The sequence below is a fragment of the Streptomyces sp. NPDC015127 genome (assembly GCF_043080095.1).
Classification (GTDB): domain Bacteria; phylum Actinomycetota; class Actinomycetes; order Streptomycetales; family Streptomycetaceae; genus Streptomyces.
Map to the genome: position 1 here is coordinate 1 of NZ_JBIBVE010000018.1, position 14,939 is coordinate 14,939.

The following is a 14,939-nucleotide window of genomic DNA, read 5'->3' on the forward strand; positions in this document are numbered from 1 at the left end:
CCGACCGCGACGGAGCCCACCTGGATCTTCCGGCTGACCCTCCGGTCGGCGAGCTTCGTCGGAACGGACGGAATTCCGAGAGAAATTGCAGTCATCTGCTGTGCAACCCCAAGGTATGGATCGAGGTCCCGAGATCGGCGGGCTCCAGCACCCGAGATTACGGCACTGGCGTTCGGCCGGGCACATCCGCCACCGGAAGTCCACCCAAAGGGGACGGCCGGACACGAAGGTGTCCGGCCGCCTCGAGGATGATCCCTGATCCGTCAGTCAGCTGATCTTCACCGGGTTGACGATGTCCGCGACCAGCACGAGCAGGGTGAAGCAGATGAAGATCCCGGCCACCACATAGGCGACGGGCATCAGCTTCGCCACGTCGAACGGGCCCGGGTCCGGGCGCCGGAACAGCTTGGCGATCCCCCGCCGCACGGACTCCCACAGGGCGCCCGCGATGTGCCCGCCGTCCAGCGGCAGCAGCGGCAGCATGTTGAAGAGGAACAGCGACAGGTTGAAGCCGGCGAGCAGCATCAGGAACGTGGCGACGATGTTGGTCGTCGGCATGTCGAGGTTGAGCACCTCGCCGCTGAGCCGGGCCGCGCCGACGACGCCGACCGGGGAGTCGTCCTTGCGCTCGCCGTCGCCGAAGGCCGCGTCCCACAGGTCGGGGACCTTGGAGGGGAGGGCGATGATCGACTCGGCGCCGTTCTCGATCATGCCGCCCATGCGGTCGACGGAATCGCCGAACGACAGGGGCAGGATCTCGGTCCTGGCGGCGAAGCCGAGGTAGCCGGCCGGTTCGTAGCCGGAGACGACCTCGCCGTCCTCGTCCTTCTTGACCACCATGTTCTCGATGAGCGTCGCCTGGAGGACCTGCTCCTTGCCGGCGCGCTCGACGGTGATGGACGCCGGGCCGATCGTCTCGCGGATGCGCTCGGAGAGGGTGGGCCAGTCGTCGATGCGCTCCCCGTCGAAGGCGACGATCTTGTCGCCCTCCTTGAGGCCGGCGAGGGCGGCGGGCGACTCGGGGTCGCCCTTGGCGCACGTGTCGCGCTTCTCGCTCTGCTCGATGACGCACTGCTGGACCCCCGCCACCTCGGTGGTCTGCGTCGGCGTCCCGAAGGTCATCATCACGCCGACGAAGATCGCCACCGCGAGCACGAGGTTCATGAACGGCCCCGCGAACATCACGATGACGCGCTTCCACGGCTTGCGCGTGTAGAACAGCCGCGTCTCGTCGCCGGGCTGCAGCTCCTCGTACGCGGCGGAGCGGGCGTCCTCGATCATCCCGCGCCAGGGCGAGGTCGAGCGGGCCTCGATCCGGCCGTCGTCGCCGGGCGGGAACATCCCGATCATGCGGATGTAGCCGCCCATCGGGATGGCCTTGATGCCGTACTCCGTCTCGCCCTTGTGCCGCGAGAACAGGGTCGGTCCGAAACCGACCATGTACTGCGGCACCCGGATGCCGAACAGCTTCGCCGTCGACAGATGGCCCAGCTCGTGCCAGGCGATGGAGAAGAGCAGCCCCACGCCGAACAGCACTATGCCGAGAACCGTCAACACCATCGTCATGCGCGAGCCTCCGCAGGCCGTTCTTCGCCGCTGTGTGTGCAGGTCGCCGCCGTCTCACGGGCCCTGGCCCGGGCCCAGGCGTCCGCTTCGAGGACGTCCGCCACCGTGAGCGAGGTTCCCGGGTCGGGGGTCCCGTGCTCGGCGACCACTTGGGTGACCGTATCCATGATGGCGTTGAACGGCAGCCGTCCGGCGAGGAACGCCTCGACGCACTCCTCGTTCGCCGCATTGAACACCGCCGGGGCCGTGCCGCCCAGCTCCCCCACGTGCCGGGCGAGTCCCACGGACGGGAACGCCTCGTTGTCCAGGGGGAAGAACTCCCAGGTCGACGCCGTGGACCAGTCGAACGCGGGGGCCGCGTCCGGGACCCGCTCGGGCCAGCCGAGGCCGATCGCGATCGGGCCGCGCATGTCGGGCGGGGTGGCCTGGGCGAGCGTCGAGCCGTCGGTGAACTCCACCATCGAGTGGACGTACGACTGGGGGTGGACGACGACCTCGATGCGGTCGAACGGGATGTCGTACAGCAGGTGCGCCTCGATGACCTCGAGGCCCTTGTTGACGAGGGTCGCGCTGTTGACGGTGATCACCGGGCCCATGGCCCAGGTGGGGTGCGCGAGGGCGTCCTCGGGCCGGACGTCCGCCAGCTCCGCCTTGGTACGGCCCCGGAAGGGGCCGCCGGACGCCGTGACCACGAGCTTGCGCACATCGGCTCGGGTGCCGCAGGCCAGTGCCTGGAACAGCGCGGCGTGCTCGGAGTCGACCGGGATGATCTGGCCGGGCTTGGCGACCGCCTTGACCAGGGGCCCGCCGACGATGAGCGATTCCTTGTTGGCCAGCGCGAGCGTGCGGCCGGCCTCCAGCGCGGCGAGGGTGGGCGCGAGGCCGATGGAGCCGGTGATGCCGTTGAGCACCGTGTGGCAGGGCGATGCGGCGACTTCGGTGGCCGCGTCGGGTCCGGCCAGGATCGTGGGCAGGGGCTCCGTGCCGTACTGGGCCGCCAGCGCCTCGCGCAGCGCGGGAACGACGTCCTCGCGGGCCACGGCGACGGTCTCGACGCGCAGCCGGTGCGCCTGCTCGGCGAGCAGGCCGACCCGTCCGCCGGCGGCGGACAGCGCGGTGACGCGGAAGCGGTCGGGGTTGCGCAGGACCAGGTCGATGGCCTGCGTGCCGATGGACCCGGTCGAGCCGAGGACGACGATGTCCCGGCGTCCTTCGGAGGCGTCGAAGGTCAGATGCGGGTCGGCGAGGGGTGATGGGCTGTCGCTCATCCCTCCATTGTGGCCGTTCGGACGGTGCGCCCCGACAGGGTGTCCCCGTGCGTCCCCCACCCGGTGCGGCTAGGGGCTGTCCGGCGGATCAGGGTCGGATAGGACGCGGCGTCTGGTGCGGTACATCGCAAGGCGCCGGAGTGCCCTGATAGCGGAGCTATTCGGGCATTTCGGCAACGCAGCGAGGTGCCGTCGCCTGGGGGTGCCCCCAGGCGAAGCCCTGGGGGAGCGTCGTGGCCCCGGCCAAGATCCGCCGGACAGCCCCTAGGTGCCGGTCCCCCGGGCCGAGGAGAACTTCTTCCACTGGGCGTCGATGATCTCCCGGGGCACCGCCCCGATGTCCTTCGTGCCGAGGAAGTCGGCGCGGAAGGAGAGCGTGGTGGTGCCGGAGCGGACGACGGTCAGGTACTCGTAGAGCTTCAGCTCGCCCTTCACGTCGAGGACGGTGAAGCGGAACGCCACGGCCTCGTCGCCGATGGCGGGTGCTTCGGCGGGCTCGACCTTCAGCACCTTGGCCCGCGCGATGGTCCGCACCTCCGTGTAGCCGCCGGCGCAGGCGTCGCCCGCCGCGGCGAGGTCCTTCATGACGGCGGCGGCCCCGTCCCCCGCGTAGGAGCGCAGTTGCACGAGGACGCCGATGCCGGCCACCTCGTCGGCGATGCCGGCCTCGCGGTGGACCTCGGCGGCCGGGTCGTGCGCCGTCGCACCCGCGGCGAGGCTGACCAGGGGCTGACAGCGGGCCGGTTCGGCGGTGTAGTTCTCGCCGAGGGGAGCGCCGTCGGTCTCGTTCGCTGTGTAGGGGCCGATCCGCTCGCCGTCCGTGAAGGCGACGGCCTTCAGGGCGGCCTCGGTGAGCGCACCGGTGCCGGACGCCGGGGCGGAGCCGGACGGGGACGCGGACCGGTCGGCACCGTTCTTGTCCTCGCTGCCCGTACCGCCGTCGCCCCCGCCGCTGCCGCACGCGGCCGTGGTGGCCATGAGTGCGGCCAGCGCGAGGCCGCGGACGCGCGGCAGCCTGCGAGTGTGCCGGTTACCGCTGTCGACGTGTGCTGCCGCCCCGAACATCCCTGCCCCGTTCCCCTGTTGACCGTGACCGACGGTCGATTGTGGGGTCCCGGGGCCGTCGCGCGCCACCTCCTCGCGCCCGGTGCCGACGGTACCGGGGTGCCGCCGGGACGTCCGGCCGCACCCCGGTGCCGCTCAGCGGATCGGCCGGTGCACGTTCTCCCGCTGGGAGGGGCCGGGCGTGGCGTCGGCGATCCAGGGGCCGTCGCCGCTCGGGTCGATCACGCCCTCCTCCAGCCAGGTGTACGTGCCGGCCAGGACGCCCTTGACCACCGCGCGGTCCAGGTCGTCGGTGTTGTTCCAGAGCCGGCCGAAGAGCTCCTCGACGCGGATGCGGGACTGCCGGCAGAAGGCGTCGGCGAGCTGGTAGGCCTCACGGCCGTGCTCCCCGGTGGTCCGCAGCAGCTCGGCCCGCACACAGGCGGCGCTCATCGCGAACAGTTCGGCGCCGATGTCGACGATGCGGCCGAGGAAGCCCTGCTTGGTCTCCATCCGGCCCTGCCACCGGGACATGGCGTAGAACGTGGACCGGGCGAGCTTGCGCGCGGCCCGTTCGACATAGCGCAGATGGGCCGACAGGTCCGCGTGCCCGCGGGGGTGGAACTCGCTGTACGAACGCGGCAGCTGGCCCGGTCCGGCGACGAGCTTCGGCAGCCAGCGGGCATAGAAGGCGCCTGCCTGGACGCCTGCCTTCGCCTTGTCCCCGAGCGATGCCTCGGGATCGATGATGTCGCCGGCGACCGCGAGGTGGGCGTCGACCGCCTCGCGGGCGATCAGCAGGTGCATGATCTCCGTCGATCCCTCGAAGATGCGGTTGATGCGCAGGTCGCGCAGCAACTGCTCGGCGGGGACGGCCCGTTCGCCGCGGGCGGCGAGGGAGTCGGCGGTCTCGAAACCGCGGCCGCCGCGGATCTGGACCAGCTCGTCCGCCATGAGCCAGGCCATCTCGGAGCCGTACAGCTTGGCGAGGGCGGCCTCGATGCGGATGTCGTTGCGGTTCTCGTCCGCCATCTGGCTGGACAGGTCGAGGACGGCTTCGAGGGCGAAGGTGGTGGCGGCGATGAAGGAGATCTTCGCGCCGACGGCCTCGTGGCGGGCGACCGGCTTGCCCCACTGCTCACGGACGGAGGACCACTCTCGGGCGATCTTCAGGCACCACTTGCCGGCGCCCGCGCACATGGCGGGCAGGGAGAGCCGGCCGGTGTTGAGGGTGGTCAGGGCGATCTTGAGGCCGGAGCCCTCGGGGCCGATGCGGTTCGCCGCGGGGACGCGGACCTGGTGGAAGCGGGTGACGCCGTTCTCGAGGCCGCGCAGGCCCATGAAGGCGTTGCGGTTCTCGACCGTGATGCCGGGGGAGCTCGCCTCGACGACGAAGGCGGTGATGCCGCCCTTGTGCCCCTCGCTCTTCGGGACGCGTGCCATGACGACGAGGAGGTCTGCGACGACGCCGTTCGTCGTCCAGAGCTTGACCCCGTCGAGGATGTAGTCGTCCCCGTCGGGGACGGCCGTGGTGGCCAGGCGCGCCGGGTCGGATCCGACGTCCGGCTCGGTGAGCAGGAACGCGGAGATGTCGGTGCGGGCCAGACGCGGCAGGAAGGTGTCCTTCTGCTCCTGGGTGCCGAACAGTTTCAGCGGCTGCGGTACGCCGATCGACTGATGGGCGGAGAGCAGCGCGCCGATCGCCGGGTTCGCCGAGCCTGCCAGGGCCAGGGCCTTGTTGTAGTACACCTGAGTGAGTCCGAGGCCGCCGTACTTGGTGTCGATCTTCATCCCGAGGGCGCCGAGCTCCTTGAGGCCGTCGATCACCGCGTCGGGGATCCTCGCGTCGCGCTCGATCTGCGCGCCGTCGACCTTCGTCTCGCAGAAGTCGCGGAGCTTGGCGAGGAATTCCTCGCCGCGCTCCGCGTCGTCCGTGGACGGCAGGGGATGGGGGTGGATGAGGTCCAGCCGGAAGCGGCCGAGGAACAGCTCCTTGGCGAAGCTGGGCTTCCGCCAGTCCTGCTCGCGCGCCGCCTCGGCGACCTGGCGGGCTTCACGCTCGGAGACTTTGGGCTTGGTCGGTGCGGACATGAAGGGAGTCACCTCGCCGCGGTGTGGTGGAGTCCGTGGTGGAATCATTCGAATCCGTGGGGAACTACCGGTCGGTGCTACTTGTGAGTCTCTACCCGATCCGGCCGACTCTCACCAGCCCTCGCGCACCGGGCGGACCACCCTTGGCGCTTATACAGGCCCGCGGCGCGCTCGGCCCGCGAGGGAGTCACCGGGCCGGTGCCGCAGGCGGGGACCCGGCCCGGGCCCGGCTGTCGCGTGTACTGGAACCCGGTACGCAGTCCGGGGAGCCTCGCCGGGGCGAGTGAGCCGAAGGGGCGCGGGTGTCGAAAGGGAGAACGCGCGGAGGCTGCGAGTGGGGGCACCTCCCAGCGGTAGCTGGGGGAGAGCAGTCGAGCACGATCGACCGTCGACACACGCTGAAAGCACCCCGGAGGCAAACCGAGCCCAGATCGGCGAAAAAAGGACAACGGCCGGAGCCCCCGCACAGTGGGCTCCGGCCGTCGGTTCAGGTGACGTACTAGAGGGCCAGGCCCGTGAGGACCAGCACTCGCTCGTACGTGTAGTCGTCCATCGCGAAGGCCACGCCCTCGCGGCCGACGCCGGACTGCTTCGCGCCGCCGTACGGCATCTGGTCGGCGCGGTAGGACGGGACGTCGCCGACGATCACGCCGCCGACCTCCAGGGCGCGATGCGCGCGGAAGGCGGTCTGCAGGTCGTGCGTGAACACGCCTGCCTGGAGGCCGTACTTGGAGTCGTTGACGGCCGCGAACGCCTCGTCCTCGCCGTCGACCTTCGTCACGGTCAGGACCGGGCCGAAGACCTCCTCGCAGGCGAGCGTGACATCGGCGGGGACGTCGGTGAGGACGGTGGGCGCGTAGGTGGCGCCGTCGCGCTTGCCGCCGGTGAGCAGCTTCGCGCCGCCCTGGACGGCCTCGTCGACCCAGGACTCCACGCGCTGGGCGGCGTCCTCGCTGACGAGCGGGCCGACGTCGGTCGCGGAGTCGGACGGGTCGCCGGTGACCTGCGCCTCGACGGCCGCGACGATCTTCGGCAGCAGCCGGTCGTAGACGGACGCGTCGGCGATCACGCGCTGCACGGAGATGCAGGACTGGCCGCCCTGGTAGTTGGAGAACGTGGCGATGCGCGTCGCCGCCCAGTCCAGGTCCTGCTCGCTCGCGAAGTCGGCGAGGACGACCGCCGCGCCGTTGCCGCCCAGCTCCAGGGTGCAGTGCTTGCGCGGGACCGAGTCCATGATCGCGTAACCGACCTTGTCGGAGCCCGTGAAGGAGATGACCGGCAGGCGCTCGTCCTTCACGAGGGCGGGCATCTGCTCGTTCGGGACGGTCAGCACGGACCAGGAGCCGGCGGGCAGGTCGGTCTCGGCGAGCAGCTCACCGAGGATCAGCCCGGACAGCGGCGTCGCCGGGGCGGGCTTGAGGATGATCGGGGCGCCGACCGCGATCGCCGGGGCGATCTTGTGCGCGCACAGGTTGAGCGGGAAGTTGAACGGCGCGATGCCGAGGACGACGCCCTTGGGGAAGCGGCGGGTCAGCGCGAGGCGGCCCTGGCCGCCGGCGTCGGTGTCCAGGCGCTGGGCGTCGCCGCCGTTGAACCGGCGGGCCTCCTCGGCGGCGAAGCGGAAGACGGAGACGGCACGGCCGACCTCGCCGCGCGCCCACTTGATCGGCTTGCCGTTCTCGGCGGAGATCAGCTGGGCGATCTCCTCGGTGCGCTCGACGAGGCGCTTCGAGACGTGGTCCAGGGCGGCGGCGCGTACGTGGGCCGGGGTCGCGGCGAACTCGTCGATCACGGCGTGCGCCGCGGCGACGGCCTCCTCGACCTGCGCCTCGGTGGGCACGGAGACCCGGCCGACGACCCGGCCGTCCCACGGGGAGGTGACGTCGAAGGCTGCCTCGCCGGTGGCCTGGCGGCCGGCGAGCCAGAAGGCGTGGGTGGAAGTCATGTGCGGGTCCCGGCCCTTCCGAGGTAGATGGGGTTGGTCTGTGCCCACCGTAGGACCGGCCGCCCGCGGATGTGTTTGTCCGGCATGTAGTGGTCGCCGGGCGGTCTGCGACGCTTTGGCGAGACGGCGTGGTGGGCGGGCCGGTCAGCGGCGCCTTTCTGTGCTGACGATGAGGCAGACGCCCGCGACGACGACCGCGCCGCCCACGGCGATCGGCCAGGACAACCGCTCGTCGAGGACGAGCGCGCCGAGCAGCACGGCGACGACCGGGTTCACGTAGGCGTACGTCGCGACGAGGGACAGCGGGGCGGAGTGCAGCAGCCAGGCGTACGCGGTGAACGCGAGCAGCGAGCCGAAGACGACGAGGTAGGCGAGGGCGGTCCAGGACCGGGCGGACACGTCCTCGATGCGGAACCCGTGCTGCTCGCCGCGGGAGAGGGCGACGGCGGCGCAGCCGAGGCCGCCCGCGACCATCTCGTACGCGCTGGCCGCGAACGGGTTGGCCGGCATCGGGACGCGCGAGGAGGAGAAGGAGCCCACCGCCCAGAGGACGGTCGCCACGATCACGGTGAGCACGCCGCCGATCCGCACGTCGCCGCTGAGACCGGGCAGGGTCAGAACGGCGAGTCCGGCGAGACCCAGCAGGACGCCGAGGTAGGCCCCGGGGCCGGGGCGTTCACCGAAGGACCTGCGCAGGACGACCACCCAGGCGGGGACGACGGCGATCAGCAGGGCGGTGAGGCCGGAGGGGACGGAGGTCTCGGCGAGGACGACGAGGCCGTTTCCGCCGAGGAGGAGCAGCAGGCCGATGAGAGCGGCCGAGCCGAGCTGGGCCCGGGTGACCTTGAGCGCCGAGGGACCGTACCGCCAGGCGACGAGCGCACCGAGGACGACGCCGGCGACGACGAACCGGGCGGCGGCCGACAGGAAGGGCGGCATGGTCTCGACGGCGACGCGGATGCCGAGGTAGGTGGACCCCCAGACGACGTACACGATGCCGAGGGCGGCCCAGACGGCACCGCTGATCCGCCGCCCTTGGGACACGCCGGGCACGGCGCCGTCGACGGTCACGTCCTTGCCGGTCACGCGTGCGGTCATCGGTACTCCTCGTCTCTTCCGGACGCGGCCCCGGCCGATTGGCCGGGGCACGTCATCCCACGCCAGGAAGATAGGAAGTCACCGCCCGAACTGCAAAGATTTTGCCCGAGATCGGGCAGGAAGGCAGGAAATCAGGGGTGGAGGGCACGGTTTTCCGCAGTGAGGGGTTCGGCCGGCGGTCAGGTCGCCGGCGGTGTGGAGGTGGTCTTCAGGGAGAGCCACAGCTCCATCCGGACGTCCGGGTCGTCCAGGGAACGGCCCAGGATCTCCTCGACGCGGCGCATCCGGTAGCGCAGCGTGTGGCGGTGCACGCCGAGGTCCGCCGCCGCCGCGTCCCACTGGCCGTGGCGGGACAGCCACGCGCGCAGCGACGCGACGAGGTCGCCGCGGCCGGTGGCGTCGTGTTCGTGGAGGGCGCGCAGCATCCCGTCGGCGAAGGCGCGCACGGCGTCGTCCGCCAGCAGCGGCAGGATCGAGCCCGCCGCCAGTTCCTCGTGCTCGACCAGCGCGCGGCCGCGCCGCCGGGCCACGGACAGCGCCTGCTCGGCCTGCTTGTACGCCCCCGCGGCCGCTATCGGCCCCGTCGGCGCCGAGAGTCCGACGACGGTCTCCGCGTCCTCCGCCTGCTTGTCCGCGTACGCCGCCGTGCAGGACGCGACCACCGCGCCGCCGTCCGCGGCCAGCACCACCAGGCGGCTGTCGCTCTCCGGGACGACCAGTACCGCCTCGCCGGCCCTGGCCGCCGCCGACTCCAGCGATTCGGCGAACGCGGCGAGCGGGTCGCCCCCCGTGTCGCCGTCCGATTCGCCGGACAGCTCCGCGATCAGGATCCGGAAGGGCGCGTCGAACAGCCCGCCGTACAGATCGCCCGCCACCGCCCGCGCGTGGTCCGGCTGACCGGACAGCAGCATGCGCAGCACGGCTGCGCCGAGGCGCTGTTCCGCGGCCTGGAGCGGGCGGGACCGTTCCGTGGCGAGCGTGAGCAGGGCGACGGCCGAATGGACCGCGTAGCGCTCGGCCGTCCCGAGGGGCGCCCCGGTGCCGACGGCGAGCGCGCCGCGCACCCGGCGGCCGGAGCCGAGGGACTGCAGCTCGACCCGGTCGTCGTCCTCCGCGCCGCCGACGACCGCGCTCGCGGGCGCGGGCCGCTCCCGCAGCCGTTCCACGTCGCCCGTGAAGCGGGAGGCGCGGCGGGCCGCCCATTCGGGGGCGGCGGCCACGACCGCGCCGGACGCGTCGTACAGGGCGGCCCAGCCGTCGACGTGCGCGGCGAGCCGGGCCACCACCGCGGCCGGGCCCTCGGCGAGCGCCGCGCGGGTCATCTCGCGCTGCGCCTCGAAACCGGCGGTCACGGCCCGGTACTGGTCGGCGGCGATCGCGGCGGAGACGGCCTTGGAGATGGCGATGAACGGTGTGCGGCGCGGCACGGCGAGCAGCGGCAGCCGCGCCTCCTTCGCCGCTTCGACCAGCGCGTCGGGCACGTCCTCGTAGTTGACGCCGACCGCGAAGCCGAGGCCGACCACGCCCGCCGCTACGAGCCTGCGCACGTAGCGCCGCATCGCCTCGTGGTCCTCGGCGTCCAGGGTCATGGCGGTGACGAGCAGCAGCTCGCCGCCCTCCAGGTACGGCACGGGGTCGGCGAGCTCGCTGACGTGGGCCCAGCGCACGGGCGTCTCGAGGCGGTCCTCACCGGCGCGCACGGTGAGCTTGAGCGCCGAGTGCTGGACGAGCGAGGCGAGGGTGGGCGGCATGGGACCTGGGGCCCTTCGAGCAGAGGTGCATGGTTTTCGCCGTCCCGTATGAACGGCCTACCTCGATTCTGCCAGGGCGTAGCAGTCCGAGAATCCGCTCAGGCCGCAGATCGACCGGCCCCGGCCCGCAGACCGGCCACGGTGCCGGGACCGACCAGGCCCCGGCCCCGCAGACCGACCGGCTCAGGTCCGCAGATCGACCAGGAGGGGCGGCGCGTGCTCTCCCCCGACGCTGGTCAGCGACAGTACCGCGTGCCCGGCGGGCAGCGCGTGCGCGAGGTCGGACGCCGACCAGCGGGCCCGTTCGACCTCGCGCACGGTGACCGCCTCCGCCGTCGCCGCCTTGCCGGTGGCCAGACGGCGCATCATGTGCAGCGCCTTGGTGAACGGTTCGTCCGTGACGATCTGCCGGTTGGTGACGTCCCGGGTCTGGACCCACTCGGTGCCCCAGGTCTCGGCGAAATGCCCGCCGTCCCAGGGAGCGAGCCCGGCGAACGCCATGCGGCAGCCCACCGCGCCGAGCAGCGGGCCCCGCAGCGGCTCCGGCACGTCCTCCAGCGTCCGCAGCGCGAACACGACGCCCGCGTTGGCGCTCCGCAGCCGCTGCACCGCGCGCACCGAGTCGCCCGTGACCGTGTACGAGGCGTCGTCGAGGACCAGGCAGGCGAACAGCGAACGGTCGGCGCGGGTCAGCGCGGCCTCGGTGAACTGGGCCAGCACGAGCCGCGCGATGATCCGGGACGCCTCGGCGTGACCGCGCTCCGGAAGGTCGATACGGACCCGCAGCGGGTGCTCGATGGAGCGCAGCGAGAACTGCCGGCCGTCGCCGTCGGTGCGGAAGAAGTCCGCGAAGGCGGGCCGGTCCAGGAACGCGATCCGCTCGGCCAGCAGGACGCCGATGTCGTCGCCGCGCGCCGACTGCCGTGCGCGCGCGTCGAGTTCGCGCAGCTGTGAGGCCTCGCCCGCGGCCTCCAGCGCCGCGCGCAGGCCGTCCAGCGCCGCGGGCGCGCCGCCGAGGAGTTCGCGCAGCTCGGGGACGGCCGGGAAGTGGCCGTGGACACACCGGTAGGGGCCGATGAGCTGGGCGAGCGCCGTGGCGGCGCGGCGGCTGTCGCCGCCGGGCAGACCGGCTGCGAGGTCGCCGACGAGCGCCTCGGCGAGCATGCGGGCGGCCTCGTCGGGGTCCTCGGCGCCGCCGTACAGGTCGAGGTCGTGCGTGGATCCGGCCCGACCGACGGACACGACCAGGTCGAAGTCGCCGTCCGGGGCGACGGCGGTGCCGTGGGCGGTGACGGCGACGACGGCGGCCCGGTTGGCGAGGGCGAGCAGGCACAGCGACTCCACGACGGGCCGGACGAGCCGCACGCTCTTGCCGGACCCCGAGGGGCCGACCGCGAGCAGCGAGGTCCCCAGCAGCGCGGGCTCCAGGGCCACGCCGGTGGTGCGCCGGGCGTAGGGGTTGCGGGCGTCGTCGACGACGGTGCCGATCCTGACCTGGCCGGTGACCAGGTCGTGGGTGGCGGTGCGTACGGGCAGGTCGCGCAGGCCCGAGGGGTGGGCGCAGGCGGCGGGTCCGTGCCTGCGCACCGTGTCGGCGAAGGCGGCGAGGCGCTCGGGCCGGGCGTGGACGCCCTGCCAGGCGCGCCGGATGCGGGCGTAGTCGACGTCGCCGAGCGTCCCCGAGCGTGCGGCCTCGCCGAGGCGTGCGGCGGCGTCGGGGAGCCCGGCGCCGCGCAGCTCGGGCCAGTCGGCGGGGTCGGCGCCGGGCGCGGGCGGGGCGGGGCGGACGGGCCTCTTGCGGCGGACGACGTAGCGCTGCCAGATCTCGGGCACATGGCCGATGCGGGCGAAGAACACCAGCATGCCGCCGCCGACCACGGCGTAGTACACGTAGCTGGCGTTGGCCCAGGTGGTGGCGTCGGCGCGCCAGGAGTCGGGGGTGAGCACGAGGAGGGGCCACAGCCAGTAGCGGCCGAGGTAGCCGTTCCACAGCAGGGACCACAGCAGCCAGCCGCTGAGCAGCGAGATGACGGCGCCGGAGAACAGCCGCCTCGCGGGGACGAGTTCGGGCTCCTCCTCGGGGCGCGGGCGGTGCCCGAGCCGCCAGACCCCGGGCTCCGCCGGGGGCCGCGGGGTGCGCAGCCACTCCAGTACGGCAGGGCGGGTGGTGGGGGCGTGGCCCGGCAGGGCGGGCGTCCCCGGCGGCAGCGACGGGACGGACTGCGACGGGGCGCCGGGGGCGGGCCGGTCCGACGTGGCCGGGCCCTCGGACGGCGGTCCGGCCGGACGGGGCACGGGATTGGCGCGTGTGCCGCGTGCGTCGAATGTGCCTTCGGATTCCATGAACCGCTGCCCCCTGACCAGCCAGGCCCGCTCTGTGCACGGTCAATCTAGTGCCCCTGCGCGGGGAGTTCAGCGACTCGCACCGGTGTGGTGGCCGCGGGAGCCTTCCGGGGGCGGTGACCGTGGCCCGGCATGGCGGCCCGCCCCATCGCCTCGCGCCCGTGGGCCCGCAGGGCCGCACCACGGACCCGGCCGCACACCCCGGGCCCGCCCGTGGTCCGAGCGGCCGCACCACCGCCCCGCCCGCCGGGAGGCGGCCCGCCCCGGCGGCTCGGCCCCTGACCAGCCGCGATCAGCCGCGCGCTCACGCGCGTATGGCCGCCGAGGACAACGACACACCCCCAACACTCCCGAACGGCGCATGCCCGCAGCCCATCCACGCACCTAGCCTGCGGAGAAAGAACAAGAAGCGTCCGGATACACCCCCAGGAGCCCCTCATGACCGCAATCCCGCAGGAGCGCCGCGTCGTCACCGCCATCCCCGGCCCGAAGTCGCAGGAGCTTCAGGCCCGCCGTACGGCCACGGTCGCCGGCGGTGTGGGGTCCGTACTGCCCGTCTTCACGGCCCGTGCGGGCGGCGGGATCATCGAGGACATCGACGGCAACCGACTGATCGACTTCGGCTCCGGCATCGCCGTGACCTCGGTCGGCGCCTCCGCCGAGGCCGTCGTGCGCCGGGCGAGCGCCCAGCTGCAGGACTTCACCCACACCTGTTTCATGGTCACCCCCTACGAGGGCTACGTGGAGGTCTGCGAGGCTCTCGCCGAGCTGACCCCGGGCGACCACGCCAAGAAGTCCGCGCTGTTCAACTCGGGCGCCGAGGCCGTCGAGAACGCGGTCAAGATCGCCCGTGCGTACACCAAGCGCCAGGCCGTCGTCGTCTTCGACCACGGCTACCACGGCCGGACCAACCTGACGATGGCGCTCACCGCCAAGAACATGCCGTACAAGCACGGCTTCGGCCCGTTCGCGCCCGAGGTCTACCGCGTCCCGGTCGCCTACGGCTACCGCTGGCCCACCGGCGAGGAGAACTGCGGCCCCGAGGCCGCCGCCCAGGCCATCGACCAGATCACCAAGCAGGTCGGCGCCGAGAACGTCGCCGCGATCATCATCGAGCCGGTCCTCGGCGAGGGCGGCTTCATCGAGCCGGCCAAGGGCTTCCTGCCGGCCATCGTGAAGTTCGCCAACGACAACGGCATCGTCTTCGTCGCCGACGAGATCCAGTCCGGCTTCTGCCGCACCGGCCAGTGGTTCGCCTGCGAGGACGAGGGCATCGTCCCGGACCTGATCACCACCGCCAAGGGCATCGCGGGCGGTCTGCCGCTCGCCGCCGTCACCGGCCGCGCCGAGATCATGGACGCCCCGCACGCGGGCGGCCTCGGCGGCACCTACGGCGGCAACCCGGTGGCCTGCGCCGGTGCGCTGGGCTCCATCGAGACGATGAAGGAGCTCGACCTCAACGGCAAGGCGAAGCGCATCGAGGAGGTCATGAAGGGCCGCCTCACGGCGATGCAGGAGAAGTACGAGATCATCGGCGACATCCGCGGCCGCGGCGCCATGATCGCCATCGAGCTGGTGAAGGACCCGGCCACCAAGGAGCCGAACCCTGAGGCCGCCGGCGCGCTCGCCAAGGCCTGCCACGCCGAGGGCCTGGTCGTCCTCACCTGTGGCACGTACGGCAACGTGCTGCGCTTCCTGCCCCCGCTGGTGATCGGCGAGGACCTCCTGAACGAGGGCCTGGACATCATCGAGCAGGCGTTCGCAGGCGTCTGACCGGGGACGACGGAACCGCTCTGTGAAGAAGCTGTGGGGGGCCGATGGTGGGATGGGAAT

At 72.6% G+C, this 14,939-nt stretch carries 9 protein-coding genes; 1 reads left to right on the forward strand and 8 read right to left on the reverse strand.

The window, feature by feature from the left end; translation table 11 throughout:
- Window positions 1-267: 267 nt before the first annotated feature.
- From ACF08N_RS30230 to ACF08N_RS30265, 8 genes are all read right to left on the reverse strand, one after another.
- Window positions 268-1,566 (reverse strand): M50 family metallopeptidase, encoded by a 1,299-nt coding sequence (locus tag ACF08N_RS30230; protein ID WP_392327902.1) that lies wholly within the window; start codon window positions 1,564-1,566, stop codon window positions 268-270.
- Complete coding sequence (dxr, locus tag ACF08N_RS30235; RefSeq protein ID WP_392327903.1) at window positions 1,563-2,834, reverse strand: 1-deoxy-D-xylulose-5-phosphate reductoisomerase; 1,272 nt, start codon at window positions 2,832-2,834, stop codon at window positions 1,563-1,565. Before dxr ends, ACF08N_RS30230 begins: the two co-directional genes overlap by 4 nt.
- Before the next feature lie 264 nt (window positions 2,835-3,098).
- A complete protein-coding gene (locus ACF08N_RS30240; RefSeq protein WP_392327904.1) occupies window positions 3,099-3,899 on the reverse strand; it encodes a hypothetical protein in 801 nt (266 codons plus the stop codon).
- Window positions 3,900-4,034: 135 nt separating this feature from the next.
- Window positions 4,035-5,969: an acyl-CoA dehydrogenase family protein gene (locus tag ACF08N_RS30245; RefSeq protein WP_392327905.1), complete on the reverse strand. Its 1,935-nt coding sequence runs from the start codon at window positions 5,967-5,969 to the stop codon at window positions 4,035-4,037.
- A gap of 499 nt (window positions 5,970-6,468) precedes the next feature.
- Window positions 6,469-7,914 (reverse strand): aldehyde dehydrogenase family protein, encoded by a 1,446-nt coding sequence (locus ACF08N_RS30250; RefSeq protein WP_392327906.1) that lies wholly within the window; start codon window positions 7,912-7,914, stop codon window positions 6,469-6,471.
- A 144-nt stretch (window positions 7,915-8,058) separates the two neighbouring features.
- Window positions 8,059-9,012, reverse strand: coding sequence for an EamA family transporter (locus tag ACF08N_RS30255; RefSeq protein WP_392327907.1), 954 nt, complete (start codon window positions 9,010-9,012; stop codon window positions 8,059-8,061).
- Window positions 9,013-9,191: 179 nt separating this feature from the next.
- Window positions 9,192-10,763, reverse strand: coding sequence for a PucR family transcriptional regulator (locus ACF08N_RS30260; protein ID WP_392327908.1), 1,572 nt, complete (start codon window positions 10,761-10,763; stop codon window positions 9,192-9,194).
- A gap of 183 nt (window positions 10,764-10,946) precedes the next feature.
- Complete coding sequence (locus ACF08N_RS30265; RefSeq protein WP_392327909.1) at window positions 10,947-13,106, reverse strand: ATP-binding protein; 2,160 nt, start codon at window positions 13,104-13,106, stop codon at window positions 10,947-10,949.
- 438 nt (window positions 13,107-13,544) lie between these two features.
- Here ACF08N_RS30265 and gabT point away from each other — a divergent pair, with 438 nt between their 5' ends.
- Window positions 13,545-14,879 carry a 4-aminobutyrate--2-oxoglutarate transaminase gene (gabT, locus tag ACF08N_RS30270; RefSeq protein ID WP_392327910.1) on the forward strand — a complete coding sequence of 445 codons (1,335 nt, stop codon included), beginning with the start codon at window positions 13,545-13,547 and terminating at the stop codon, window positions 14,877-14,879.
- Window positions 14,880-14,939 lie beyond the last annotated feature (60 nt).